We start from the raw sequence: 24,617 nt of genomic DNA, 5'->3' as shown, positions 1-24,617 counted from the left end.
ACGATCACTTCACCCCGCTGAAGCCGATCGAGTTCACGATCCGCTTCCCGAAGGCGATGAACAGGATGAGCACGGGCACAGCCGACACGAGGGTCGCGGCCATGAGGCCGGACCAGTCGGGCGCGCCCTGCGGCGACTGGGACTTGAAGGTGCCCAGACCCACCGTGAGCACGCGGGTGCTCTCGTCGGACACGAGCAGCGGCCAGAAGTACTCGTTCCACTGCCCCATGAACGTCAGCAGGGCGAGGGTCGCGAGCGGCGCGGCCGCGTTGGGCATCACGATCTGGATGAAGATGCGCCACTGCGAGGCGCCGTCGAGCATGGCGGCCTCCTCGACCTCGCGCGACATGTTGAGGAAGAACTGGCGCATGAAGAAGATCGCGAACGGCGTCATGAACACGTACGGCAGGATGAGGCCGAAGATCGTCCCGAGCAGCCCGAGGTTCTTCACGAGGAGGAAGTTGGGCAGCGCCGTGAAGATCGGCGGCACGAGCACCGTGGCGAGGAAGATGCCGAAGACCTTGTCGCGGTGCTTCCACTGCAGCCGGGAGAACGCGTAGGCGGCCATGGAGCTGAAGAAGACGGCGCCGGCCGTGGTGAGCGTCGAGAAGAGCACCGAGTTCAGCAGGTACTGCCAGAAGTTGATCGCGGCACCCGAGCCGCCCTGCGCGAGCGCCTCCTCGGTGGACTGCATGCCGAACACGCGCGCGAAGGCGCCGAGGTTGACGTCGACGGGGAGGATGCTCGCGGAGTTGGCCGCGAGGCCGCTGTTCATCGACAGCGACGTGCGCAGCACCCAGTAGAACGGCAGGATGCTCACGGCGATGGCGATGCCGAGGCAGATCCAGCCGAGGACGAGGCCCCAGCTGACGGGCTTCCGCGCCCCGCGCCCGCGGGTCACGATGGTCGTGGTGGTGGTCATGGCCTGCTCCCCTTACGCCAGGTCGGATTCGTTGCCGCGGAGGAGCTTCATCTGCACGAAGGCGACGATGCCCAGGATGACGAAGAGGATCATCGCCAGCGCGGAGGCGTATCCGAACTCGAGCTCCGTGAACGCCTTCTGGAAGATGTAGAACTGCAGCACGCGACTCGCGTTGACGGGGCCGCCCTGGGTCGTGACGGCGACCGTGTCGAACACCTGGAACGATCCGGTGACGGTGAGCACGAGGACGAGCGCGAGAACGGGGCGCAGGAGCGGCATCGTGATGCGCCCGAAGGTCTGAAGCGGGTTCGCGCCGTCGAGGTGCGCGGCCTCGTAGACGGTGTTCGGGATGGCCTGCAGCCCGGCGAAGATCAGGAGGGCCGTGTAGCCCATGTGGCGCCACGTGTTGATGAGCGCCTGCGTCGGGATGGCCCACTCCTGCGCGCCGAAGAACGCGACCCGCGGCAGGCCGAGCCACTCGATGACCTGGTTGACGATGCCGAGCTGGTAGTCGAGCATCCAGAACCACAGGAGAGCCGCGATCACGTTCGCCATGAGGTACGGCATGAGGAGGAGTCCGCGCACGAGCGTCGACTTCGCGACCCGGTGCATGAGCAGCGCGAGGCCGAGGGCGATCGCGGTCTGCAGCACGATGTTGATGAGGACGTACTGGACCGTCACGCCGAGCGCGTTCCAGAACAGCGGGTCCTGCGCGATGCGGGCGTAGTTCTCGACGCCGACCCACCGCGGCTCGTCGAGCACGCTGTACTGCGTGAAGCTGAGGAACAGGCCCCGCACGGTCGGCACGAGGTAGAACGCGATCAGGCCGACGAGCGCCGGCGCGATGAAGAGGAGTGCGATCCGCAGGTCGCCGCGCCCTCTCCGCCTGCGGACGCCGCCGTCGCGCTGAGCGCGCCGGCGTCCGAGGACGATGGTCGTCGTGGTCATCTTCATACTCCGTTGTGATGGCGATGAGCGGTGATGACGGCGAAGTTACACGAGTCACCAATGCCGATGCAAGCGCGGATTCCGTGCCGAAAGTTTCACCCCTCTGCATTCATTGACACGAGTAACCCCCTCGTGGCAGACTCACCCGCATGACCTCTCAGGCTTTCTCCCTCGGCATCGTCGGCGCAGGGCAGTTCTCCGGGCACTTCGCGAAGCTGTTCCAGGCGCACCCGCTCATCTCCGAGGTGTGGGTGACCGACACCATCCCCGAGCGCGCGGAGGCGCTCGTCGCGCGCGAGCACCTCGCCGGCACGCTCGTCGACTTCGACGCGATGCTCGCGAGCGACCTCGACGCGGTCGCGATCTTCACGCAGCGCTGGACGCACGGGCCGCTCGTCGTGCAGGCGCTGCGCGCGGGCAAGCACGTGTACTCCGCCGTGCCGATGGCGATCAGCGAGGACGAGATCGCCGCGATCATCGACGCCGTGCGCGAGACCGGGCTCACCTACATGATGGGCGAGACGAGCTACTACAACCCCGCGACCGTCTACGCCCGCAAGCGCGCGGCGGAGGGCGCCTTCGGCCGCATCTTCTACGCGGAGGGCGACTACGTCCACGACATGGACCTCGGCTTCTACGCCGCGTACCAGTTCAGCGGCGGCGCGGAATGGAAGCGCACCGCGAGCTACCCGCCCATGCTCTACCCGACGCACTCGGTCGGCGGCGTGCTCGGCGCGATCGGCGGCCGTGCCGTCAGCGTGAGCTGCATCGGCGTGCGCGACGACCGAGGGGACGGCGTCTTCGACCGCGAGGTCAGCATGTTCGACAACGACTTCTCGAACGCCACGGCGCTGTTCGAGCTCGCCGGCGGCGGCAGCATGCGCATCAACGAGTTCCGGCGGGTCGGCTACCCGTCGCACCTGCGCGAGTCGCGCTTCCGCTACTTCGGCACGGAGGCGAGCTTCGAGCAGCTCGTCGAGACGGCCGTGTGGCAGGACAAGCAGGGCTTCTCCGACATCACGGAGCTCCTCGAGACGAAGCCCAGCATGTCGCCCGACGACCCGTCGCTCGCCGACGTCGATCCCGCCCTGCGGGACGCCTTCATCTCGGGGCTCGCGCGCGTCCACGATGCCGAGCGGCTTCCGGTCGAGCTGCGCGGCCAGCCGACCGGGCACGAGGGCAGCCACCACTTCCTCGTCGACGACTTCGCCGTCGCCGTCGCGAACCGCACGCTGCCGCCGGTCAACGCATGGGAGGCCGCGCGGTACACGCTGCCCGGCATCGTCGCGCACCAGTCCGCGCTCCGCGGCGGGGAGCGCCTCGCCATCCGCGACTTCGGCGATGCCCCGGTCGCGGCCGACGCCCCGGATGGCCAGGTGCTCGCTCGTTAGGATGGCTGACGTGCCGCGCTCGACGTCCGCTTCTGCGAGCCGGGCGACGCGCAACGACGTCGCCCGGCTCGCGGGAGTGAGCCCCGCGGTCGTCAGCTACGTGGTGAACGGCACCAAGAAGGTGTCCCCCGACACCGAGGCGCGCGTGCGCGACGCGATCGAGAAGCTCGGCTACCGGCCGAACCCCTCGGCGCGTGCGCTCCGGCTCGGATCGACCGAGATGCTCGGGATGGTCGTGCCCACGTCCATCAATCCGTACTTCGCGCAGCTCGCGCACGAGGTCGAGCTCGCGGCGGCGCGGCGCGGCTACCTGCTTCTCACGTCGAGCTCCGACGGATCCATCGAGTCGGAGCGACGGCACCTCGAGCACCTCACGACGCGGCTCGTCGACGGCATCTTCCTGTGCAGCAACGTCTTCGAGCCAGACCTGCGCGGACTCGAGCACTCGAACATCCCCGTCGTCCTCCTCAACCACAGCGCGGGCGTGCCCGCCCGCAACTCGATCGGCGTCGACCTCATGCAGGGCGCGCGCCTCGCGGTCGAGCACCTGGCGGGGCATGGCTACGAGGAGATCGGCCTCGCGATCGGGCGCACGTCGGGCGACGAGGAGGACGGCCGCGAGATCGGATGGCGCGAGACGCTCGAGGAGCTCGGGCTCGAGCCGGGCCCCATCGCGCGCGGCGCCTTCTCGCCCGACGGCGGGTACGAGGCGATGCGGCGCCTGCTGCAGCGCGGGCGCGTGCCGCGCGCGCTCTTCGTGAGCTCCGACCAGATGGGCCGCGGCGTGCTCAAGGCCGCGCACGAGGCGGGCGTGCGCGTGCCCGAGGATCTCGCGATCGTGTCGTTCGACGGGTCCGTCGACGCCGCCTACAGCTGGCCGACGCTCACCTCCGTCGCGCAGCCGCTCACGGAGATGGCCGCCGCTGCCGTCGAGGCCCTGCTCGACCACACCGGCGAGCCCGTGCATCGCATCATGCCTCCGCACCTCGTCGTCGGCGCCTCCTGCGGCTGCTGACACCGCGAACGCCGCAGGCCCGGCCGCGTTCGCGGGGGCCGGGCCTGCGGGCGCGCGGAGTCAGCGGCGGCGTGCGGCCGACTTCGAGACGGTGTAGATCGCGCCGGTCGTGACGTCCTCCTCGAGCGCCTCGAGCGTGCGGCCTCGCGTCTCGGGCACCTGAGTGAGGACGAAGAGGAGAGCGAGCGCCCCGACCGCGGCGAAGAGGAAGAACGTGCCGGTGATGCCGACCGCCTCGACGAGCGAGAGGAAGTACAGCGACAGGACGCCGTTCACGACCCACAGCATGAAGACCGAGATGCCCATGCCGACGCCGCGCATGTGCAGCGGGAAGATCTCGGACAGGTACACCCACACCGCGATGTTGAGGAACGTCTGCATCGAGCCGACGAAGGCGACAACGAGGAAGAGGATGACCCACGGGCGCAGGGGGTTGCCGACCTCGAGCACGGTCGACGCGACGCCGATGAGCAGGTGGCACGACGTCGTGAGGGTGAGGCCGATCGCGAAGGTCTTCCGACGGTCGAGCCGGTCCATCATGGCGAGGGCGATGACGCCGCCGACCACCGCGATGACGCCCGGGGCGATGTTCGCGATGAGCGCCGCGCTCTCGTCGAAGCCCGACTCGATGAGCACCGTCTGGCCGAAGTACATGATCGAGTTGATGCCGGTGAGCTGCTGGGCGACGCCGAGGCCGATGCCCACGAGGAGGATGCGCGTGAGGTTGCGGTTGCCGAGGATCGCGCGCCATCCGAGCTGGCTCTCCTGCTTCTCCTCGTCGGCGACCTTCTCGAGCTCGGCGAGCTCTGCCAGGGCGCGGTCCTCCGAGCGGACGCTCTTGAGCACCGCGAGCGCGCCCGCACGGTCGCCCTTCTCGATGAGCCAGCGGGGCGACTCTGGCATCCGCAGCATGCCGAAGAACAGCGCGATCGCCGGCAGGGCGCAGATCGCGAACATGATGCGCCACACGCCGTCGAGGTGCCCGAGGGTGTTGCCGATGATCGCGTTGACCACGAAGGCGGCCAACTGCCCGGTCACGATCATGAGCTCGTTGCGACCCGCGAGCGATCCGCGGATCTCGTACGGGGCGAGCTCGGCGAGGAAGACCGGCACGACCGTCGAGGCGCCGCCCACGGCGAGCCCGAGGATGATGCGGCCGATGACGAGCACGGGCAGGTTGGGCGTGAAGACGACGAACAGCGTGCCCGCGAAGAAGAGCACCGCGAGCAGGATGATCGTCTTGCGACGCCCCCAGCCGTCCGAGAGCCGCCCGCAGAACATCGCGCCGATCGCGGCGGCGAAGATGAGCGAGCTGGTCGCGACGCCCTCGGTGAACGCGTTCAGGCCGAGCTCCTCGGCCATGGGGCGCAGCGCGCCGTTGATCACGCCGGTGTCGTAGCCGAAGAGCAGCCCGCCGAAGGTCGCGATGAGCGCGACCAGGCCGAGCCGCTTCCGGTGCGGTCCTCCGACGAGCGGGGGAAGGGTCGTACTCGAGCCCTCCGCGTGTGCATGTGCCATGGTGACTCCTTCGTCCGGCGAGCGACGCCTTTGTCCTTACATAATAGCGCGTCACTTTGTCCTGTCAAACGGACAAGCCACACAACCGCCTTCCATAACGAAAATGACACTATGTCTTGACAATCTGTTGACAAGCGCGCGATCACGGGTCACAGTGATCGCAGTGCCGACGAGGACGCCGGCCACGCACCGCGGATGGGCAGAGCGGCCCGCCCGCGCACGGCATCCTCTGCCCGCCCGCGGACCGTCCGCGGGCATCCGCGCGCCGCCCTGGGCGCGCACACGGGTCGGCCCTCCCGAAAGGACCACTCATGGCGACGATCACTCCTCGGAAGCTCCTGGGGGCGGGAGCCCTCGCGACCGTCCTCGCGCTGACCGCCTGCAGCGGCGGCGGCGCGCCGCAGCAGAACACGGCCGATGACGGGTCCGGAGGAGGCGGCGGCGACTCCGGCTACGTCATCTCGATGGTCACGCACGAGACCCCGGGAGACACGTTCTGGGACAAGATCCGCGCCGGCGCCGAGCAGGCCGCGAAGGACGTCGGAGCGACGCTGCAGTACTCGAACGACCCGGCGGCCGACAAGCAGGCCCAGCTCATCCAGACCGCCATCGACTCGGACGTCGACGGCATCGCGACCACGCTCGCGACCCCCGACGCGCTTGCGGCGTCGGTGCAGGCGGCGGCCGATGCGGGCATCCCGCTCGTCGGCTTCAACTCCGGGATCGACCAGTACCAGGAGGTGGGCGCGCTCATGTACTTCGGCTCGGACGAGACGCTCGCCGGGCAGACGGCGGGAGAGCGCATCGCCGAGGCCGGCGGCGCGCATCCGCTGTGCGTCATCCAGGCCGCCGGCTCGGTGGCCCTCGAGGCGCGCTGCGCGGGCGTGAAGAGCGCCGTGCCGGGCACGGAGAACATCCAGGTGAACGGCGCCGACGACTCCGCCGTGGTGGCGAGCCTGCAGGCGAAGCTCCAGCAGGACCCGTCGATCGACTACATCGTGACGCTCGGCGCTCCCATCGCGCTGGACGCGCTGAAGGCGATGGAGCAGTCCGGCAGCGAGGCGAAGCTCATCACGTTCGACCTCAACGCCGACGCCGCGCAGGCGATCAAGGACGGCCAGATCGAGTTCTCGATCGACCAGCAGCCGTACGTGCAGGGGTACATGGCCGTCACGTCGCTCTACCTCTACCTGAAGAACGGCAACGACATCGGCGGCGGGAAGCCCGTCCTGACGGGCCCGTCGTTCGTCGACGAGTCGAACATCGACACGATCCTCCCGTTCGCCGAGAACAACACCCGCTGACCACCGCGGAGGGCGGGCCTCAGGGCCCGCCCTCCCCCACCACCAGGAGTACCCATGTCACAGGGTTTCGCTTCCTCCGCTCCGTCGGAGGCGTCGAACCGGGTGAAGCTCGGCTGGTCGCACCGCCTGCTCGCCCGTCCGGAGGTCGGCGCGGCGGTCGCCGCGGCGCTCATCTTCGTGTTCTTCCTCGCCGTCGCGCCCGCGTTCCGCTCGGCCGACGCGCTCTTCACCGTGCTCTACCAGGCCTCCACGATCGGCATCGTCGCCGTCGCGGTCGGCCTGCTCATGATCGGCGGGGAGTTCGACCTCTCCGCCGGCGTCATCGTCACGAGTGCGGGGCTCTTCAACGCGCTCTTCTCGTACTACCTCGGCATCAACCTCATCGTCGGGGCCGTCCTCTCGCTCGTGTTCTGCCTCGTCGTCGGCTTCGTCAACGGCTACCTCGTGATGCGCACGGGCATCCCGAGCTTCCTCATCACGCTCGGCTCGTTCTTCATCCTCCAGGGCGCGAACCTCGGCATCACCAAGCTCGTCACCGGCGCCGTGGCGAGCCCGAACATCTCGCGGATGGACGGCTACGACATCCTCCGGACGATCTTCGCCGGGTCGTTCCAGATCGGCGGGATCACGATCTGGAACAGCGTCCTCTACTGGATCGCGTTCGTCGCCCTCGCCGCGTGGATCCTCCAGCGCACGCGCGTGGGCAACTGGATCTACGCGGTCGGCGGGAACGCCGCCTCCGCCCGCGCCGTGGGCGTGCCCGTGGTCGCCGTCAAGATCGGCCTGTTCATGACGGTGTCGTTCCTCGGCTGGTTCGTCGGCATGCACACGCTGTTCCGGTTCAACACGCTCCAGGCGGGCAACGGCGTCGGCAACGAGTTCCTCTACATCATCGCCGCGGTGGTCGGCGGGACGCTCCTCACGGGCGGCTTCGGCAACGCCATCGGCGTGGCCATCGGCGCCTTCATCTTCGGGATGACCTCGCTCGGCATCGTGTACGCCGGATGGGACCCGAACTGGTTCCGCTCCTTCCTCGGGGCGATGCTCGTCATCGCCGTCCTCGTGAACCTCTATGTCAAGAAGCTCTCCACCGCACGGAAGGTCGGGTGACGACGATGACCGAGAGACCCCGCGGCGGCGCGCCGCTCATCCAGATGACCGAGGTCGGCAAGAGCTACGGCGCCATCCGAGCGCTCAAGGGCATCAACCTCACCGTCAACGCCGGGGAGGTCGCGTGCGTGCTCGGCGACAACGGCGCGGGCAAGTCCACGCTCATCAAGATCATGGCCGGGCTCCACCCGCACACCGAGGGCACCCTCCTCGTCGAGGGCGCCGAGCGCCGCTACGACTCCCCCCGCCAGGCGCTCGAGGACGGCATCGCGACGGTCTACCAGGACCTCGCCGTCGTGGGCCTCATGGAGGTGTGGCGCAACTTCTTCCTCGGCTCCGAGCTCGTCCGCTCGCGCTTCCCGCTCGCGAGCATGAGCATCCGCGACATGAAGGCGATCGCCGATGCCGAGCTGCGCAAGATGGGGATCGTCGTCAAGGACCTCGACCAGCCCATCAGCGAGCTCTCCGGAGGCCAGCGCCAGTGCGTCGCGATCGCCCGCGCCGTCTACTTCGGGGCCAAGGTGCTCATCCTCGACGAGCCCACCGCAGCCCTCGGCGTCAAGCAGTCCGGCGTCGTGCTCAAGTACGTCGCCGCGGCCCGCGACGCGGGCCTCGGCGTCGTCTTCATCACGCACAACCCGCACCACGCGTACCTCGTGGGCGACCACTTCGTCATCCTCAAGCTCGGCCAGGCCGTCCTCGACCGCAAGCGCGACGAGGTCACCCTCGACGAGCTCACGCGTCAGATGGCCGGCGGCGACGAGCTCGCCGAGCTCAGCCACGAGCTCAAGGAGCTCGGCGGCCGCACCGAGGCCATCCGCACCGTCGAGGAGGACACACGGCGTCGCCGACGCTGACGCGGTGCACGAAGAAGGGGCCCGATCCGCAGGCGATGCGGATCGGGCCCCTTTCGTCACGCCGTCAGACGAGGGCGTCGACGGGCTCGCTGCGCCCCGACGCGAGCGAGCGCGTCGCCGCTTCGGCGATCGCCTGCGCGCGGAGCCCGTCGCGCAGGCCGACGGGCACGGGAGCGCCCGTTTCGAGCGCCGACACGAACGCGCCGAGCGCGGCGGCGTAGGTCGGCTGCACGCGCTCGAACCATCCGGCGTGGAGGCCGTCGGACACCGCCTCCGTGCCGCGGAAGCGGGTGACCCCGCCGGCGCGCATGCGACCGGACTCGGCCATCCCCGTCGAGCCCAGCACCTCGATGCGCTCGTCGTAGCCGTAGCCGGTGTGCCGCACGCTGTCGATCTGGACGAGCGCGCCTCCGGCGAGCTTCAGCGTCGCCGCCGAGGTGTCGACGTCGCCGATCTCGGCCACGCGCGGGTCGGCGAGCGCCGACCCCGCGACGTGCACCTCGACGGGCTCGAGGCCCGTGATCCACCGCGCGAGGTCGAAGAAGTGCACCGTCTGGTCCCGCATCTGGCCGCCGGACACCCGCAGGTAGTCGAGCGGCGGCAGCGCCGGCCCGCGCGAGGTGAGCTGCACGAGCGCGACCTCGCCCACCGCGCCCTCGTCGACGAGCCGCTTGAGCTCGGCGTGGTCGCGGTCGAACCGGCGGTTGAAGTCGACCATGGCGGGGACGCCCGCCCGCTCGACGTGCGCGACGGTCTCGGCGGCGTGCACGAGGTCGAGGTCGATGGGCTTCTCGACGAGCACGGCGAGACCGGCGTCGGCGGCGCGTCGCAGGTTCTCGGCATGCGTGTCGGTCGACGAGGCGATGAAGACGGCGTCGACGAGCTCGGGATCGAAGGCCTCGGCGAGCGAGCGCGCTGCGCGGGCGCCGTGCGCCGTGGCGAGCGCTTCCGCGCGGGCGCTGTCGACGTCGTAGACGAGGCGGAAGTCGACGGCGGGATGGGCCGCGAGGCTCTGGGCGTGGACGGAGCCGATGAAGCCGGCTCCGATCAGGGCGAAGCGCTGCATGGTCTCTTTCTCAGGAAACGAGGATGTGGAGGAGCCCGCGGATGGTCGTGGCCACCTCGAGGAAGTCGTGCTCGTTCGCCTTGTCGGAGAACATCTCCGACACCCACCAGCCGTCGTACCCCGTCGACTTGATCGCATCGACCCATTCCTGCAGCGGGATGGCGCCGCCGCCGATGACGACGTTGCGGTGCACGCTCTGATCCGGCACGTCGTGCTCCCGGTCGAGGTCGAGGCCGTCGGAGATGTGCGCGGCCTTGATGAGCTCCTTCGGCGTCGCGGCGACCTCCTCGAGGGTGTCGCCCGTCGTCCAGTAGTGCCACGTGTCGAGCGCGATGCCGACGTTGTCGCGGCCGGCACGCTCGATGATCTCGAGGGAGTGCCGGTGCCGGTTGAGGTTCGACCAGGCGAGCGGCTCGAGGTAGAGGTCGAGGCCGCGGTCGGCTGCGATGGCGGCCGCCTCGCGCACGTTCGTCGCGGCCACGTCGAGCGCATCGCTCTCGGGGAGCCCGAGCGTGCCGCGGTAGCGCACGTCGTCGGCCGACAGGCGTCCGGCCCGGAAGTCCTTGACGACCTCCCAGTCGACGGGGCCGGTGCACATCTGCAGGATGGGGGCGCCGACGACGACGGCGATGTCGGCCATCCGCTCGACCTCGGCGAGGAGCGCCTCGCGGCCGGTGCCGCGTCGCTCGAGATCCAGGACGGCGCCGATGCCCGACACCTCGATCCCCTCGAGGAGGGGAGGCAGGGACTCGACGGCGTAGCCCGCGTCGAGGTAGCGGTAGAGCTTGGGGCTCTGCAGCTCGATACCGGCGTAGCCCGCGGCCTTCGCAACAGCGATGTCGCTCACGACATTGCCGTAGAACGTCGTCGTGACGTTCATCGACAGCTTGGTCATGGGTCAGGATCCGATCAGCTCGCGCAGCTTCTCGAGCTGGTAGCGCGACACCTCGTCGCGGTTCTCGTCCTCGGCGAACACGTTCGACACGATGAGCGCGTCGTCGCGGTCGAGGTAGCCGATCTCGCGGAGCGTCGTGAAGAGCTCGTCCCAGTTCACATCGCCGTCGCCGATCTTCAGGTGCTGATGCACGCGCACCGCGTTGCCCGGCGGGTTCGTGATGTAGCGGAGCCCGTGGGAGCGCGTGTGGTCGAACGTGTCGGCCGTGTACACGGCGCCGACGCGGTCGCCGATCTCGGGCAGGAGCGTCGTCGCGCGGTCGCCGTAGTGGAACGTGTGCGAGGCGACGTACACGAAGCCGACGGCGGAGGAGTTCAGCCCCCGCAGCACGCGCCATCCCTCGAGGCCGTCCTCGACGAAGTCGTCGGGGTGCGGATCGACGTTGAGGCGGAGGCCCTCGCGCTCGATGATCGGCAGGAGCTCCTCCATCGAGGTGTAGAACGCCGCCTCGGAGTCCTCCTGACGCTCGGGGCGGCCCGAGAACTCGGTGTTGATGACGGGCACCTCGAGCTCGACGGCGAGCTGGATGATCCGGCGGAAGTTCCGCACGGCCGCCTGGCGCTGCGGCTCATCGGGCCACGAGATGCGCTGAACCGGGAGGATGGCCGGGATCGACACGCCGGCATCCCTCGCGGCCTTCTTCAGCTTCGCCACGAGGCCGTCGTCGGCCTTCGGGTAGCGGAAGAAGGGCGAGAAGTCGGCGTGAGGCGTGAGCTGGAGGTGCGTGTAGCCCAGCCGTGCGGCGATGTCGGGGAACTCGAGCAGCGCGTGCCCGTCGTGGAACGGCGTCGGGTCGAGGGCGATGCGGACCATCGTCGTGCTCCTTCGGTGTCAGGCGTAGAAGGCGGGGCGGGCGGGTGCGTCGACCGGCTGCACGCCGCCGTCGAGCGCGCGCACGCCGGCCTCGCACGCGAGCGCGACGAGGTAGCCGTCCCACGCGTTCGGGCCGTCGACGAGGCGTCCGTCGCGCACGGCGTTGACCCAGCGCTGGATCTCGTTGTCGTACGCGGTCGCGAACCGCGTCGTGAAGCTCACGTGCTCGGCGGTCGAGACACGGCCCGCCTGCCACAGCTGCAGCCCGGACGGCTGGCCGATGCGGGCGATCCCCTGCTGGAAGACGGCCTCGGTCGCCACCTGGTAGCCGAACTGCACGCTGACGTTCATCTCGACGTCGACGAGCACGCCGTTCTCGAGCTCGATGAGCACGAGGATGGGCTCGCGCAGGCGCTCGGGCGAGAGGTCGTTGCGACGCGGGTACTTCACCTCGACGCTCACGATCGGCGAGCCGGCGAGCCACGGCACGACGTCGAACTCGTGCACGACCGAGTCGGTGATGAGCATCGTCTGGCTGTAGCTGTCGGGCACGCTCGGGTTGCGGTGCACGGCGCGCACCATGAGCAGCTCCCCTGCCTCGCCCGAGGCGACGAGCTCGCGCAGCCGGGCGTACTCGGGGTCGAAGCGGCGCATGAAGCCGACCTGGATGTGCGGCCGATCGAGTCGCTGCTCGAGCTCGAGCACCTGGCGCGACGTCTCGGAGTCGGGCGTGAGCGGCTTCTCGCAGAGGATCGGCAGGCCCGCGGCGAGCGCCGGCTCGAGCACGGGCAGGTGGAACTGACCCGGCGTCGCGATGAGCACGGCGTCGACGGCGTCGGCCGCGATCGCGTCCTCGATGCGGGTGAAGGTCTGCGCCCCCGGCGCGTTCCCCGCGGCGGACGCGGCGCGCCCTGCGTCGGGCTCGATGATCGCCGCGACGCGGGCGCCGCTGATGCGCTGCGTGATGCGGGCGATGTGATCGGCGCCCATGGCGCCTGCGCCCACGACGCCGATGCGGAGGTCCTGGCTCATGTCGTCTTCTCCTGGAGACTCAGTGCTGGCGCGCGAAGTGCGTGCAGCTGAAGATGTGCTGGCGGGTGCGGCTCGCGATGGGGAACGGGGTGTCGACGTCGCAGCCGTACATGTCCTGCTCCACGATCGCGAAGATGTCGGGGTCGATCGCCGCGACGGCCTCGATGATCGGGCCGAGGTCGGGCACGCCGTGCGGCGGCTCGATCATGATGCCCTGGCTGACCGCCTCGGCGAACGGCACGTCGTTCTTGAGCACGTCGAAGAGCAGCGACGTGTCGACCTGCTTGAGGTGCAGGTACCCGATGCGGTCCGGCCGCTCCTCGATGAGCTTGAGGTTGTCGCCGCCGTAGTACGCGAAGTGCCCGGTATCGAGGCACAGGTTCGTGTAGCGCGGGTCGGTCTCGTCGAGGAAGCGGAGCACCTCGCGGGTCGTGCCGACGTGGCTGTCGGCGTGCGAGTGGAACTGCTGGCGGACGCCGTACTCCTCGAGGAGCGCCTTGCCGAGCCGGTCGTGCCCCGCGGCGAGCTTCGCCCACTGCTCGTCGGAGAGCGTGCGCGCCTCGAGCACCTCGCTCGTGGCGTCGCTGCGCCAGAGGTCGGGGATGACGACGATGTGCTCGGCGCCGAGCTGCGACGCGAGACCGGCGACCTTCACGGCCTGGTCCCATGCGCGCTGCCACTCGTCGTCGCTCTTGTGGAATCCCGTGAAGACCGTGCCGCCCGAGAGCCGGAGCCCTCGGCTGCCCAGCTCGTCCTCGAGCTGGTGCGGGTCGGTCGGCAGATAGCCGTAGGGGCCCAGCTCGATCCACGTGTACCCGGCCTCGACGACCTCGTCGAGGAACCGCTGCCAGGGCACCTGCTTCGGGTCGTCGGGGAACCACACGCCCCACGAGTCCGGCGCGGTGCCGATGCGCAGGCCGGCGTCGGAGCGGACGACGATGTCTGCGTCGTCGGGGATGCTGTCGGTCATGCTGTGTCTCCTGTCGATGCCCGCGCTCAGCCGATGAGCGGCTTCTGCGCCTGGACCTGCTGCTCGTACTCCGCCCTGGCCGCCTGGGTCGATGCGAGCGTCGACACCTGCGCGACCGGGACGTCCCACCATCCCGCGCCGTCGGGCGCGTAGATGTGCGGGTCGCTGTTGATGTGGATGAAGGTCGACCGGTCGGACGCCTTGGCGCGCGCGATCGCGTCGCGGAGGTCGTCGACCGCGGAGGGCGTCGGCTCGATCTCGATGACGTCCATGCCGTAGCTGCGCGCGTTCATCGCGAGGTCGACGGGGAGGACGTCCTCGCCCTGGAAGTCGCGGGCCTGCGGGTCGTAGGCCCGGTACTTCGTGCCGAAGCGCTCCGACCCGACCGTCTCGGACAGGTGGCCGATCGAGGCGTACCCGTGGTTCTGGATGAGCACGACGATGATCTTGATGCCCTCGGCGACGGCCGTCACCAGCTCGGTGTTGAGCATGAGGTACGACCCGTCGCCCACCATGACGATCACGTCGCGGTCCGAGCCGTCGGCCACGGCGCCGCGCTTGACGCCGATGCCGCCGGCGATCTCGTAGCCCATGCACGAGAAGGCGTACTCGACGTGGTACCCGAGCGGGTCGCGCACGCGCCACAGCTTGTGGAGGTCTCCCGGCAGCGACCCCGCGGCCTGGACGACGACGTCCTCGGGGGCGCTCGCCTGCTGCACGGCGCCGATGATCTCGGGCTGGCCCGGCAGCGCGAGTCCCGAGCGGGCGAACGCCTCGTCGACCGTGGCGTCCCACGCGGCCTTCTCGCGCGCGATGCGCTCCGCGTACTCGGCGGTCACACGGAGCCCCTCGAGCTCGACGAGGAGCTCGACGAGGGCCTCGCGCGCGTCCGCGACGACCGGCAGCTGCGTGCCGTGCTTGTAGGCGTCGAACGACGCGACGTTGATGTTCACGAACGCGACGTCGGGGTTCTGGAACGCCGTGCGCGACGCCGTCGTGAAGTCGCTGTAGCGGGTGCCGATGCCGATGACGACGTCCGCCTCGGCCGCGAGGCGGTTCGCGGCGAGCGTGCCCGTGGCGCCGACGCCGCCGAGGTACTGCGGGTGGTCCCAGTTCAGCACGCCGCCGCCGGCCTGCGACGTGCCCACGGGGATGCCCGTGGCCTCGACGAGCGCGCGCAGCTGCTCCTCGGCGTCGGAGTAGAGCACGCCGCCGCCGGCGACGATGAAGGGGCGCTGCGCGCCGCGGATGGCCCGCACGGCGAGCGCGAGCGCGTCGCGATCCGGACGCGGACGGCGCACGCGCCACTCGCGGTCCTGGAGAAACGCGAGCGGCACGTCGATCGCCTCGGCCTGGACGTCCTCGGGGAGCGCGATCGTGACGGCCCCGGTCTCGGCGGGGTCGGTGAGCACGCGCATCGCGGCGAGCGCGATCGAGTACAGCTGCTCGGGGCGCTGCACGCGGTCGAAGAAGCGCGACACGGGGCGGAAGGCGTCGGTCACCTGGATGCCGATGTCGTGCGGGTGCTCGAGCTGCTGCAGCACGGGGTCGGCGACGCGCGTCGCGAACGTGTCACTCGGCAGGAGCAGAGCCGGCAGGCGGTTGGAGGTCGCGAGCGCCGCGCCGGTGAGCATGTTCGCCGCTCCGGGGCCGACCGACGCGGCCGACGCGAAGGTCGCACGGCGACGGTGCATGCGCGCGTACCCGACGGCCTGGTGCACCATGGCCTGCTCGTTCCGTGCCTGGTAGTACGGCATGAGGCCCGGCTGCTCCTCGTGGACCTGCTTGAGCGCCTGCCCCACGCCCGCGACGTTGCCGTGGCCGAAGATGCCGAACACGCCGGGGATCGTGCGCTCGCGGCGGTCGCCGTCGACCGTCCACTGGTGCGCCAGGAACTCGACGAGAGCCTGGCTCACGGTCATCCGCTTGGTGCTGCCCATGGGATCAGCCTTCCTTGTTCTCGTAGGGGAGGCGGGAGTCGAGCTCCTGCCCCTCCCAGGTCTCGCGCACCCAGGCGTGCCCGGGGTCGTCGCTGATGAGCCAGACCCTCTCGGCGTCGGGCCCGGCCATCACGTTGAGGTAGTAGAGGTCGTAGCCCGGCGCGGCGACCGCGGGGCCGTGGTAGCCGTACGGCACGAGCGCGACGTCGCCCGTGCGCACCTGCGCGTTGATGTCGATCTCGCCCGCGGGCGAGGAGTAGGTGCTGAACATGCCGAAGGAGGCCTCCGGCGTGCCCTTCGCGCCTCCGACCCGGGCGGGAGCCGTCTCGAAGTAGTAGATCTCCTCGAGGCGCGACTCGTGGCCCGGCACGTGCTCGTCGTGCTTGTGCGGCGGGTACGACGACCAGTTCTCGGCAGGGGTGATGACCTCGCACACGATGAACCGCGCCGCGTCGAGCGCCTGGGGCGTGCCGAAGTTGTGGACCTGACGGCTCGAGGCCCCCGCGCCGCGCAGCTCGACCGGCGTGTCGGCGGCGGGGATGAGGCGCGTGGCGAAGACCCTCTCGGTCGGCGATGTCGCGACCGCCACGCGCCCCTCCCCCGACAGCACGCCCTGCTCCGCGGTCGACAGGTAGAGCACGTCCGTCGGCCCGTCGAACACGGAGCGCCTGCCCGCGAGCGCGTAGGCGGCATCCCCCGTGCGCACCTCGAACGCACCCGCGAGCGGCACCACGAGCTTCTCGGTGCCCGGCTCGAGCGCGAGCTCGTCGCCGGCGGCGAGCTGCGCGACCCGCAGGCCCGTGTGCTCCCAGCCCTCGATCGAGCCGTCGACGACGGTCTCCCAGCCGTCGCGCGCGAGCGCGCCGCGGCGGTGGAACCAGCGCTGGTCCGTCATGTCCATCTCTCTTCTCGTCGTTCTGGGGGTCGTCTCGCGGCGTTTCGACTCGCTGGCGCTCGCTCAACGACCGGGAGCGGCTCGCTCCGCTCGCCTCATCATCTAGTCGTTCTGGGGGAAGCCGAGGTTGATGCCGCCGTGGGTCGCGGGGTCGAGCCAGCGGCTCGTGACGGCCTTCTCGCGCGTGAAGAAGTCGAAGCCGTGCACGCCGTACGCCTTCGCGTCGCCGAACAGCGACTGCTTCCATCCGCCGAACGAGTGGTACGCGACCGGCACGGGGATCGGCACGTTGATGCCGATCATGCCGACCTGGATCTCGTTCTGGAAGCGGCGTGCCGCGCCGCCGTCGTTCGTGAAGATCGCGGTTCCGTTGCCGAACTGCCCGGAGTTGATGAGGTCGACGCCCTCCTGGAAGCTCTGCACGCGGACGACCTCGAGCACGGGCCCGAAGATCTCCTCCTGGTACGCGCGAGAGGTGGTCGGCACCTTGTCGATGAGCGTCGGGCCGAAGAAGAAGCCGTCCTCGTGCCCCTCGACGCGGAAGTCGCGCCCGTCGACGACGATCGTGGCGCCATCCTGCTCGGCGATGTCGACGTAGCCGGCGACCTTCTCCCGGTGCTGCGCGGTGATCAGCGGACCCATGTCGGGCTCGACGCCGTCGACGCCGGCGCCGTTGCCGATGCGGAGCTTCGCGATCCGCTCCGAGATCTTCGCGATGAGCTCGTCGGCCACCGGCTCGACCGCGAGCACGACCGAGATCGCCATGCACCGCTCCCCCGCCGCGCCGTATCCGGCGTTGATCGCCTGATCGGCGACGAGGTCGAGGTCGGCGTCGGGCAGCACGAGCATGTGGTTCTTCGCGCCGCCGAGCGCCTGCACGCGCTTGCCGTGCTTCGACGCGGTCTCGTAGATGTACTGCGCGATGGGCGTCGAGCCGACGAACGACACCGACTGCACGCGCGGGTCGGTGAGGAGGCCGTCGACGGCGAGCTTGTCGCCCTGAAGGACCGTGAACACGCCGTCCGGCAGCCCGGCCTCCTTCCACAGCTGCGCGAGCCACAGCGCCGCCGAGGGGTCCTTCTCGCTCGGCTTGAGCACGACCGCGTTGCCGGCCGCGATCGCGATGGGGAAGAACCACATCGGCACCATGGCCGGGAAGTTGAACGGGCTGATCACGCCCACCACGCCGAGAGGCTGCTTGATCGAGTACACGTCGATGCCCGTCGACGCGTTCTCGCTGAACGCGCCCTTGATGAGGTGCGGGAACCCGGTGGCGAGCTCGACGACCTCCTGGCCGCGCAGGATCTCGCCCATGGCGTCGGAGAGGACCTTGCCGTGCTCGGCCGTGATGATCGCGGCGAGCTCGCCCTTGCGCGCGTTGAGCAGCTCGCGGAACGCGAACAGCACGGTCTGCCGCTTCGCGACCGAGAACCGGCTCCACGTCTCGAAGCCGCGCTGCGCCGACGCGATCGCGGCGTCGATCTCGCTCTCGTCGGCGAGCGCCACCTCGGCGCTCACGGCGCCGGTCGCGGGGTTGTACACGGGTGCGGTGCGCCCGCTCTGCGACGCTCGCGGTGCGCCGTCGATCCAGTGGCCGATGACCGTCGTGTCGGTGATGGTGCTCATGGGGGTGTCCTTCGGATGGTCGGGGTCAGACGGACGCGGGGATGTCGCGGTGCACGAGGCGCGCGGCCGTGTCGACGGCCGCCGCGACATCGCCGTCCGGCGGGTAGAGGAGCGTGCGGCCCACGGTGAGGCCGCGCACGCCGGGCAGGGCGAGCGCGCCCTCCCAGGCGGCGAACGTCTCATCGGGGTCGGCGCCGGAGTCGCCGCCCAGCAGCAGGGTCGGCATGGTCGTGGCCGCCATGACGCGCTCCATGTCGTCGACCACGGGCAGCTTCATCCACGTGTAGGCGCTGTCGGCGCCCAGCCCCGCCGCGATCGCGACGGAGAGGATGACCGCGTCGGTCGACAGGTCGTTGACGATGCGGCCGTCGCGCCACTCGCTCATGAACGGCTCGAGCATGATCGGCAGCCGCGCGGCCGCCGCCTCGTTCACGGCGCGGGCCGTGGCCTCGAGCGTCGGCGCCGTGGCGGGATCGCCGAGGTTCACGCGGATGAGGGTTTTGGCGAAGTCGATGCCCTTCGCCGCCATCGTGGCGACGTCGTACGCGCCGTAGCGGTCGTCCATCTCGAACGCCGCACCGCGCAGGCCGCCGCGGTTCATCGATCCGACGACGACCTTGTCGTCGAGCAGCCCGAGCGCGGCGAGGTCGTCGATGATGTCCGGCGTGCCGAGCACGCCGTCGACCCCCGGCCGGCCGAGCGCGATCGCGAGACGCTCGAGGAGCTCGTAGCGGTCGGCCATGGCCGTCTGGTCGGAGCCGACCGCGAGCGCGCCGCGCGCGGGGTGGTCGGCGGCCACGATGAAGAGCCGGCCGTCTCCGCGCAGCACGTCGCGGCGACGGCGGGCGGCGAACGCGGCGCCGATCTCGTCGGGCCGGTGGGCGCGGACGTCGCGGAGCCGCTCGAAGTCGGCTGCGGAGAGTGCGGTCATGTCATGCTCCCTGGAGGGTGTTCTCGACCTCGTCGGCCGTCGGCATGGCGGTCGAGCACTCGCGGCGCGACGCGACGATCGCGCCCGCGACGTTCGCGAAGCGCAGCGTGCGCTCGATGCTCCAGCCCTCGAGCAGTCCGTGGCAGAGGGCGCCGCCGAACGCGTCGCCCGCGCCGAGGCCGTTGATGACGTCGACCGCATGGACGGGGACCTCGACGACCTCGTCGCGCGTCTTCGCGAGCACCCCGCGGGGCCCCTGCTTCACGATCGCGAGCTCGACCCCGCGCTCGAGGAGGGCGTCGGCCGCCCGCTGCGGTTCGGTCTCGCCGACCGCGACCTGGCACTCCTCGCGGTTGCCGACGGCGACGGTGACCTGGTCGAGCACCTGGCCGATCTGCTCGGTCGCGAGCGCCGAGTCCTCCCAGAACATCGGGCGGTAGTCGAGGTCGAGGATGGTGTGGGTCCGGCGCTCGCGCGCGGCGAGGGCCGCGTGGTGCGCCTCGCGGCTCGGCTCCTCGCTCAGCCCCGTCGTCGTGAACCACAGGATGCGCGCGGCGCGGACGGCGTCGAGGTCGATCTGCGCCGCGTCGACGTTCATGTCGGGCGCCTTGGGCTCGCGGTAGAAGTACAGGGGGAAGTCGTCGGGCGGGAAGATCTCGCAGAAGGTGACGGGCGTGCTCAGCGTCGGGTCGGTCGCGACGTACCGGTTGTCGACGCCGAGGCGGGTGAGCTCGCCGAGGAGATAGCGGCCGAACGGGTCGTCGCCGACGCGCGAGACGAGGGCCGAGTCGTGGCCGTAGCGGGCGACGGCGACCGAGACGTTGGCGGCCGTCCCGCCGAGGTACTTGCCGAACGTCTCGACCTTCTCGAGGCCCACGCCGTCCTGCAGCGGGTAGATGTCGACGCCGAGGCGGCCGATCGCGAGGACGTCGGGTGAGGTGCTCATCGTCATACTCCGTTGTCGTGACTGGGCGGCTGCGCCCGCGGGTCGATCTATGTCCTGACAATATCACAAGAGCGACGGCGTGCAACAGTCAATCCGAGGTGACAAAGGTCGAGGCGGGTAAGGTTGTCGGGACATCACATCCTGACGATCGAGGAGGAGCGCAGCGATGGCAGCCGACGAGGCCGTGTGGCCGGACGAACTCTTCACGGACCTCGATCGCACGGGGCCCGTGCCGCTCTACTTCCAGGTGTCCAGCCGGCTCGAGCAGGCGATCCGCTCAGGGGACATCCCTCCCGGTGCGCGCCTCGAGAACGAGATCGCCATCGGGCATCGACTCGGGCTCTCGCGCCCGACCGTGCGCCGCGCGATCCAGGAGCTCGTCGACAAGGGCCTGCTCGTGCGCCGGCGCGGCATCGGCACGCAGGTCGTGCAGGGCCAGGTCACGCGGCAGGTCGAGCTCACGAGCCTCTACGAGGACCTCAAGAGCGCGCACCACGACCCGGCGACGCGCGTGCTCACGCGCGAGGTGCGCGCGGTCCCGGCCGACGTGGCCGAGCGTCTCGGCGTCGCGGCCGGCGACGACGTCCTCTACCTGCGGCGACAGCGCAGCACCGACGGCGTTCCGGTCGCCCTCCTCGAGAACTGGCTGCCGGGCGACCTCGCCGACATCTCGCTCGAGCAGCTCGAGCAGCAGGGTCTCTATCAGATCCTGCGATCGCGCGGCGTGACCATCCGGGTCGCGAAGCAGCGCATCGGCGCGCGTCGCGAGCACGGCGACGAGGCGGAGCTGCTCGACGTCGACCGGGGCGGGCCGCTCCTCACGATGGAGCGCGTGGCCTACGACGCGTCAGGGCGCGCGATCGAGTTCGGGCGGCACTGCTACCGGCCCGACATGTACAGCTTCGAGACGACGCTCGTCGCGAAGTAGCGACGAGCGTCGTCCGGGTGCGGCTCAGACCGCCGCGGGCTCCACGGCGTCGACCGCGGCCTCCGCGCCGAGCACGACGGGCTCGCGCACCGGGAGGATCGTCGGATGCACGTCCGCCATCTTCTCGAGCACGCGGACGACCTGGCACGAGTAGCCGAACTCGTTGTCGTACCAGACGTACAGCACGACGCTCTCCTCGCCGGCGACGGTCGCGAGGCCGTCGACGATGCCCGCGCGGTTGCTGCCCACGAAGTCGGTCGAGACGACCTCGGGCGACTCGACGTAGTCGATCTGCTGGCGCAGCGGCGACGTGAGCGACGTCTGCCGCAGGTAGGCGTTGATCTCGTCCTTCGTGGTCGGGCGCTCGAGCTGCAGGTTGAGGATCGCGAGCGACACGTCGGGCGTGGGCACGCGGATCGCGCTGCCGGAGAGCCGGCCGGCGAGCTGCGGCAGCGCCTTCGCGACGGCCTTCGCGGCGCCCGTCTCCGTGATGACCATGTTCAGGGCCGCCGAGCGCCCGCGGCGGTCGCCCTTGTGGAAGTTGTCGATGAGGTTCTGGTCGTTCGTGTACGAGTGGACCGTCTCGACGTGCCCGTGGCGGATGCCGAAGGCCTGATCGACCGCCGCGAGGACCGGCGTGATCGCGTTCGTCGTGCACGACGCCGCCGAGAGGATGCGGTCCTCAGGCGAGATGTCCTCGCTGTTGATGCCCGACACGATGTTCTTGATCGCGCCCTTGCCGGGTGCCGTGAGGAGCACGCGCGAGACGCCCGTCGCGCGGAGGTGTTGGCCGAGCCCCTCCTCGTCGCGCCAGCGGCCCGTGTTGTCGACGACGATCGCGTCGGAGATGCCGTACTGCGTGTAGTCGACGGCCGCAGGGTCGTTCGCGTAGATGACCTGGATGAGCGTGCCGTTCGCGAGGATCGTGTCGTTCTCCTCGTCGATCTCGATCGTCCCCGCGAAGGGGCCGTGGACCGAGTCGCGGCGCAGGAGGCTCGCGCGCTTCTTGAGGTCGTCTGCCGATCCCCTGCGCACGACGATCGCCCGCAGACGCAGGCCCGAGCCGTCGCCCTGGTGGGCGATGAGGATGCGCGCGAGGAGGCGCCCGATGCGCCCGAAGCCGTACAGCACGACGTCAGTGGGCTTCGATTCGCGGGCCGTGAGCACCTCGGCCAGCTCCTCGCGGAGGAAGTCGACGAGCTCGTCGGTCGCGTAGGAGCCGCCGCGCGCGTCGAAGCGCGCGACGAGACGCGCGACGTCGATCGAGGCCGGGCCGGGCCGGAGCGTCTCGAGCGCCTCGAGCACGGCGTAGGTCTTCTCGGGCCGCAGCACCTCGTCGCCGACCTTGCGCGTGTAGCGGTGGGTGCGGAGGATCTCGACGGGCGAGATGTTCAGCAGGCGGCGGCCGTGGATGGATGTGACGATGCCGAGCTCGCGGTACAGGCGGCCGATGAGCGGGATCATCCGCTCGGCCAGCTCCTCTCGGGCGATCCACTCGGCGCGACGTGCTTCGAACTGCTGGCTCACGCTGGCTCTGTCTCCTTCGGTCGGCGGGCCGCTGTGCCCGCGCTGCTCGTGGCGACTCCAGGCTATGCGCAGTGATCGAGGTCTTTGCGGCCACTCGGTGAGGCAAGAACCGCAGTTCTTTCCGAATCCGCAAGCTGGAAGGCCATGAGCGCGATGGCGGCCGACACCGCCATGACGATGCCGCAGGGGACCGCCGTCGTCTCCCCGCCGAGGCCGACGAGGGGCGAGACGAGCGCGGCGAGGCCGAACTGCAGCGCGCCGAGCACGGCCGATGCGAGGCCGGCCACACCGGGAGCCGCCGCCTGCGCGAGGGCCGTGGCGTTTCCGAGGACGAGCCCGAGCGGCGCGACCGCGATGAACACGGCCGCCGCGAGGAGGGGCGCCGGGGCGCCGGAGACCGCGATCGCGAGGAAGAGCACCGCGCCCGCGAGCGAGCCGGTCAGGCCCCACCCCAGGAGCCGGCGCGGCGCGACCCGGTCCGCGAGCCGCGCCGAGAGCGCGCTCGTCGCCATGAGAGCGAGTGCGTTGACGCCGAAGAGCAGTCCGTACTGCACCTCGTCGAAGCCCATCATCGTCTGGTAGAGGAACGGCGACGCCGAGATGTAGGCCATCATGACCGCGAAGGCGAACGCGAACGCGAGCGCGTGGCCGAGATAGCCGCGCGCGCGCAGAGCCCGCGCGCCCGTGGCCGCGCCGGGGGCGCGGTGGGCGCGCGCTGACGCCGGATGGGTCTCGCGCACCACCACGAGCACGGCGAGGAGCATCGCGACCGCGATCGCGAGCACGACGGCGAGCACCCCGCGCCAGCCCAGGGGCGCCGAGATGAATCCGCCCACGAGCGGAGCGATCACGGGGGCGACGCCGCCGACGATCATCATGAGGCTGAAGGCGCGTGCCGCTGCGGGTCCGGTCGCGAGGTCGGAGATGACCGCGCGGCCGAGCACCATGCCGGCCGCCCCCGCGAGCCCCTGCACCACACGCGCGGCGATGAGGATCTCGAGGGTCGGGGCGACGACCGCCGCGGCGCTCGCGACCACGAGCGCGATCGCGCCCGCGAGGAGCGGTCCGCGCCGCCCGAACCGGTCGGAGAGCGGGCCGAAGAGGAGCTGCCCTGCCGCCACGCCGACGAGGAAGCCCGTGAGGGTGAGCTGGGCGCCGGTCGCGTCGGCGCCGAGCTCGGCCGCGAGCTGCGGGAACGCGGGCAGATAGAGGTCGGTGGCGAACGGCGCCACGGCGGAGAGCAGTGCGAGCACGGCGAGCAGCCCTCCCGTGATCCCGCTCGCGCGGACGGCGGCGCCGGGCGCGGCGATGGTTCCCGTGGTCATGTGATCCTCCAGATAGTTATGTCTGCATAACTATACCGCCCGATAGCCTGAACGCATGCCCGACGACGTCCCGACCCGCGCCGCCCTCGCCGACCTGGCGGACGCCGTCCTCACCCTCGCGCGCGAGCTCGATCTCCGCGTCGGCGAGGATCCTGAGATCATCCCGCTCACCGCGACCGCGCGGATGGTGCTGCGTTTCGTACATCACCATCCGGGCGTCTCGCCCAGCGGGATCGCCGACCGGCTCGCGCTCAAGCGCCCCAATGTGAGCGAGGCCCTGCGCCAGCTCGAGCGCCTCGGCCTCGTCAGCCGCTCGCGGCCTGCCACCGACGGCCGCGGCGTCGTCGTCGCGATCACGCCGCTCGCGGAGGCGAACCTCGAGCGACTGCGGCGGGTCTGGGCACGCGCTCTCTCGCCGGCGGCCGACCTCGACGTGGCCATGCTCACCGACACGATGAGCGCTCTCGCCGACGAGGTCGCGCGCGATCGCCGCGAGGCCGACGACCGCTCGTGACGCGGCGTGGGCAGTTCTGCCCTCTCTCACCGCGGGCAGTGATGTCGACGTCTGTAGGCTGAGAGCGACGTTCGCCGATGACAT

At 70.5% G+C, this 24,617-nt stretch carries 22 protein-coding genes; 7 read left to right on the top strand and 15 right to left on the bottom strand.

Annotation, left to right across the window (positions count from 1 at the left end; genetic code table 11):
- Positions 1-4: 4 nt before the first annotated feature.
- Both M1D56_RS02670 and M1D56_RS02665 read right to left on the bottom strand, forming a co-directional pair.
- The gene (locus tag M1D56_RS02670) at positions 5-922 is read right to left on the bottom strand and encodes a carbohydrate ABC transporter permease (RefSeq protein ID WP_324012557.1); all 918 of its coding nucleotides are present in this window, start codon (positions 920-922) and stop codon (positions 5-7) included.
- Positions 923-934: 12 nt separating this feature from the next.
- A complete protein-coding gene (locus tag M1D56_RS02665) occupies positions 935-1,870 on the bottom strand; it encodes a carbohydrate ABC transporter permease (RefSeq protein ID WP_282979046.1) in 936 nt (311 codons plus the stop codon).
- A 149-nt stretch (positions 1,871-2,019) separates the two neighbouring features.
- On the opposite strand from M1D56_RS02665, the gene M1D56_RS02660 reads away from it, so the two are divergent.
- A complete protein-coding gene (locus M1D56_RS02660) occupies positions 2,020-3,261 on the top strand; it encodes a Gfo/Idh/MocA family protein (protein ID WP_282979047.1) in 1,242 nt (413 codons plus the stop codon).
- A gap of 1 nt (position 3,262) precedes the next feature.
- Positions 3,263-4,276 carry a LacI family DNA-binding transcriptional regulator gene (locus M1D56_RS02655; RefSeq protein WP_456284604.1) on the top strand — a complete coding sequence of 338 codons (1,014 nt, stop codon included), beginning with the start codon at positions 3,263-3,265 and terminating at the stop codon, positions 4,274-4,276.
- 60 nt (positions 4,277-4,336) lie between these two features.
- Here the strand turns inward: M1D56_RS02655 and M1D56_RS02650 are convergent, their stop codons facing one another.
- On the bottom strand, positions 4,337-5,794 hold the full coding sequence (locus tag M1D56_RS02650; RefSeq protein WP_282979050.1) for a sugar porter family MFS transporter: 1,458 nt from the start codon (positions 5,792-5,794) through the stop codon (positions 4,337-4,339).
- Between the two features lie 311 nt (positions 5,795-6,105).
- Between M1D56_RS02650 and M1D56_RS02645 the strand changes: the two genes are divergently transcribed.
- Genes M1D56_RS02645 through M1D56_RS02635 form a run of 3 tightly spaced genes read left to right on the top strand, consistent with a single transcriptional unit; the run spans position 6,106 to position 9,065 of the window.
- Positions 6,106-7,098 (top strand): substrate-binding domain-containing protein, encoded by a 993-nt coding sequence (locus tag M1D56_RS02645; RefSeq protein ID WP_455970550.1) that lies wholly within the window; start codon positions 6,106-6,108, stop codon positions 7,096-7,098.
- Positions 7,099-7,152: 54 nt separating this feature from the next.
- Entirely contained in the window at positions 7,153-8,208 is a 1,056-nt protein-coding gene (locus M1D56_RS02640; protein WP_456284603.1) for an ABC transporter permease, read from the top strand.
- A gap of 5 nt (positions 8,209-8,213) precedes the next feature.
- The gene (locus tag M1D56_RS02635; RefSeq protein ID WP_456284602.1) at positions 8,214-9,065 is read left to right on the top strand and encodes an ATP-binding cassette domain-containing protein; all 852 of its coding nucleotides are present in this window, start codon (positions 8,214-8,216) and stop codon (positions 9,063-9,065) included.
- Positions 9,066-9,129: 64 nt separating this feature from the next.
- Here the strand turns inward: M1D56_RS02635 and M1D56_RS02630 are convergent, their stop codons facing one another.
- The 10 genes from M1D56_RS02630 to iolC form a co-directional block, all read right to left on the bottom strand.
- A complete protein-coding gene (locus tag M1D56_RS02630) occupies positions 9,130-10,131 on the bottom strand; it encodes a Gfo/Idh/MocA family protein (RefSeq protein WP_456284601.1) in 1,002 nt (333 codons plus the stop codon).
- Between the two features lie 10 nt (positions 10,132-10,141).
- Complete coding sequence (locus tag M1D56_RS02625) at positions 10,142-11,026, bottom strand: sugar phosphate isomerase/epimerase family protein (RefSeq protein WP_456284600.1); 885 nt, start codon at positions 11,024-11,026, stop codon at positions 10,142-10,144.
- Positions 11,027-11,029: 3 nt separating this feature from the next.
- Positions 11,030-11,899, bottom strand: a complete 870-nt coding sequence (locus M1D56_RS02620; RefSeq protein ID WP_324012571.1) for a sugar phosphate isomerase/epimerase family protein — start codon at positions 11,897-11,899, stop codon at positions 11,030-11,032.
- 18 nt (positions 11,900-11,917) lie between these two features.
- Positions 11,918-12,931, bottom strand: coding sequence for a Gfo/Idh/MocA family protein (locus tag M1D56_RS02615; protein WP_456284599.1), 1,014 nt, complete (start codon positions 12,929-12,931; stop codon positions 11,918-11,920).
- A gap of 19 nt (positions 12,932-12,950) precedes the next feature.
- A complete protein-coding gene (locus M1D56_RS02610) occupies positions 12,951-13,901 on the bottom strand; it encodes a sugar phosphate isomerase/epimerase family protein (protein WP_271173200.1) in 951 nt (316 codons plus the stop codon).
- Positions 13,902-13,927: 26 nt separating this feature from the next.
- Positions 13,928-15,841, bottom strand: coding sequence for a 3D-(3,5/4)-trihydroxycyclohexane-1,2-dione acylhydrolase (decyclizing) (gene iolD / locus M1D56_RS02605; RefSeq protein WP_456284598.1), 1,914 nt, complete (start codon positions 15,839-15,841; stop codon positions 13,928-13,930).
- A gap of 4 nt (positions 15,842-15,845) precedes the next feature.
- The gene (gene iolB, locus M1D56_RS02600) at positions 15,846-16,736 is read right to left on the bottom strand and encodes a 5-deoxy-glucuronate isomerase (RefSeq protein ID WP_282979061.1); all 891 of its coding nucleotides are present in this window, start codon (positions 16,734-16,736) and stop codon (positions 15,846-15,848) included.
- 102 nt (positions 16,737-16,838) lie between these two features.
- Entirely contained in the window at positions 16,839-18,362 is a 1,524-nt protein-coding gene (locus tag M1D56_RS02595; RefSeq protein WP_282979062.1) for a CoA-acylating methylmalonate-semialdehyde dehydrogenase, read from the bottom strand.
- 25 nt (positions 18,363-18,387) lie between these two features.
- Complete coding sequence (locus M1D56_RS02590) at positions 18,388-19,293, bottom strand: class I fructose-bisphosphate aldolase (RefSeq protein ID WP_271173204.1); 906 nt, start codon at positions 19,291-19,293, stop codon at positions 18,388-18,390.
- Position 19,294: 1 nt separating this feature from the next.
- The gene (gene iolC / locus M1D56_RS02585; RefSeq protein WP_456284597.1) at positions 19,295-20,239 is read right to left on the bottom strand and encodes a 5-dehydro-2-deoxygluconokinase; all 945 of its coding nucleotides are present in this window, start codon (positions 20,237-20,239) and stop codon (positions 19,295-19,297) included.
- A gap of 166 nt (positions 20,240-20,405) precedes the next feature.
- On the opposite strand from iolC, the gene M1D56_RS02580 reads away from it, so the two are divergent.
- Positions 20,406-21,167, top strand: coding sequence for a GntR family transcriptional regulator (locus M1D56_RS02580; protein ID WP_456284596.1), 762 nt, complete (start codon positions 20,406-20,408; stop codon positions 21,165-21,167).
- 24 nt (positions 21,168-21,191) lie between these two features.
- Here the strand turns inward: M1D56_RS02580 and M1D56_RS02575 are convergent, their stop codons facing one another.
- The gene (locus tag M1D56_RS02575; RefSeq protein ID WP_456284595.1) at positions 21,192-22,694 is read right to left on the bottom strand and encodes a glyceraldehyde-3-phosphate dehydrogenase; all 1,503 of its coding nucleotides are present in this window, start codon (positions 22,692-22,694) and stop codon (positions 21,192-21,194) included.
- Positions 22,695-22,756: 62 nt separating this feature from the next.
- A complete protein-coding gene (locus tag M1D56_RS02570; RefSeq protein WP_456284594.1) occupies positions 22,757-24,019 on the bottom strand; it encodes a multidrug effflux MFS transporter in 1,263 nt (420 codons plus the stop codon).
- 55 nt (positions 24,020-24,074) lie between these two features.
- On the opposite strand from M1D56_RS02570, the gene M1D56_RS02565 reads away from it, so the two are divergent.
- On the top strand, positions 24,075-24,533 hold the full coding sequence (locus M1D56_RS02565) for a MarR family transcriptional regulator (RefSeq protein ID WP_456284593.1): 459 nt from the start codon (positions 24,075-24,077) through the stop codon (positions 24,531-24,533).
- Positions 24,534-24,617 lie beyond the last annotated feature (84 nt).

It is taken from the genome of Microbacterium sp. JZ101 (genome assembly GCF_053903175.1).
The sequence above is the reverse complement of the archived record's forward strand: the minus strand, read 5'-3'. Positions and strand labels throughout refer to the sequence as shown.

Excerpts from the sequence above, each read along its gene's own strand:
- M1D56_RS02645 (WP_455970550.1), top strand. The coding sequence starts at position 6,106 with ATGGCGACGATCACTCCTCGGAAGCTCCTGGGGGCGGGAGCCCTCGCG.
- M1D56_RS02580 (WP_456284596.1), top strand. The coding sequence starts at position 20,406 with ATGGCAGCCGACGAGGCCGTGTGGCCGGACGAACTCTTCACGGACCTC.
- M1D56_RS02595 (WP_282979062.1), bottom strand. The coding sequence starts at position 18,362 with ATGAGCACCATCACCGACACGACGGTCATCGGCCACTGGATCGACGGC.
- M1D56_RS02590 (WP_271173204.1), bottom strand. The coding sequence starts at position 19,293 with ATGACCGCACTCTCCGCAGCCGACTTCGAGCGGCTCCGCGACGTCCGC.
- M1D56_RS02665 (WP_282979046.1), bottom strand. The coding sequence starts at position 1,870 with ATGACCACGACGACCATCGTCCTCGGACGCCGGCGCGCTCAGCGCGAC.
- iolD (WP_456284598.1), bottom strand. The coding sequence starts at position 15,841 with ATGGGCAGCACCAAGCGGATGACCGTGAGCCAGGCTCTCGTCGAGTTC.
- M1D56_RS02660 (WP_282979047.1), top strand. The coding sequence starts at position 2,020 with ATGACCTCTCAGGCTTTCTCCCTCGGCATCGTCGGCGCAGGGCAGTTC.
- iolB (WP_282979061.1), bottom strand. The coding sequence starts at position 16,736 with ATGACGGACCAGCGCTGGTTCCACCGCCGCGGCGCGCTCGCGCGCGAC.
- M1D56_RS02570 (WP_456284594.1), bottom strand. The coding sequence starts at position 24,019 with ATGACCACGGGAACCATCGCCGCGCCCGGCGCCGCCGTCCGCGCGAGC.
- M1D56_RS02620 (WP_324012571.1), bottom strand. The coding sequence starts at position 11,899 with ATGGTCCGCATCGCCCTCGACCCGACGCCGTTCCACGACGGGCACGCG.
- M1D56_RS02625 (WP_456284600.1), bottom strand. The coding sequence starts at position 11,026 with ATGACCAAGCTGTCGATGAACGTCACGACGACGTTCTACGGCAATGTC.
- M1D56_RS02635 (WP_456284602.1), top strand. The coding sequence starts at position 8,214 with ATGACCGAGAGACCCCGCGGCGGCGCGCCGCTCATCCAGATGACCGAG.
- M1D56_RS02565 (WP_456284593.1), top strand. The coding sequence starts at position 24,075 with ATGCCCGACGACGTCCCGACCCGCGCCGCCCTCGCCGACCTGGCGGAC.
- M1D56_RS02630 (WP_456284601.1), bottom strand. The coding sequence starts at position 10,131 with ATGCAGCGCTTCGCCCTGATCGGAGCCGGCTTCATCGGCTCCGTCCAC.
- M1D56_RS02670 (WP_324012557.1), bottom strand. The coding sequence starts at position 922 with ATGACCACCACCACGACCATCGTGACCCGCGGGCGCGGGGCGCGGAAG.
- M1D56_RS02650 (WP_282979050.1), bottom strand. The coding sequence starts at position 5,794 with ATGGCACATGCACACGCGGAGGGCTCGAGTACGACCCTTCCCCCGCTC.
- M1D56_RS02610 (WP_271173200.1), bottom strand. The coding sequence starts at position 13,901 with ATGACCGACAGCATCCCCGACGACGCAGACATCGTCGTCCGCTCCGAC.
- iolC (WP_456284597.1), bottom strand. The coding sequence starts at position 20,239 with ATGAGCACCTCACCCGACGTCCTCGCGATCGGCCGCCTCGGCGTCGAC.
- M1D56_RS02615 (WP_456284599.1), bottom strand. The coding sequence starts at position 12,931 with ATGAGCCAGGACCTCCGCATCGGCGTCGTGGGCGCAGGCGCCATGGGC.
- M1D56_RS02640 (WP_456284603.1), top strand. The coding sequence starts at position 7,153 with ATGTCACAGGGTTTCGCTTCCTCCGCTCCGTCGGAGGCGTCGAACCGG.
- M1D56_RS02655 (WP_456284604.1), top strand. The coding sequence starts at position 3,263 with ATGGCTGACGTGCCGCGCTCGACGTCCGCTTCTGCGAGCCGGGCGACG.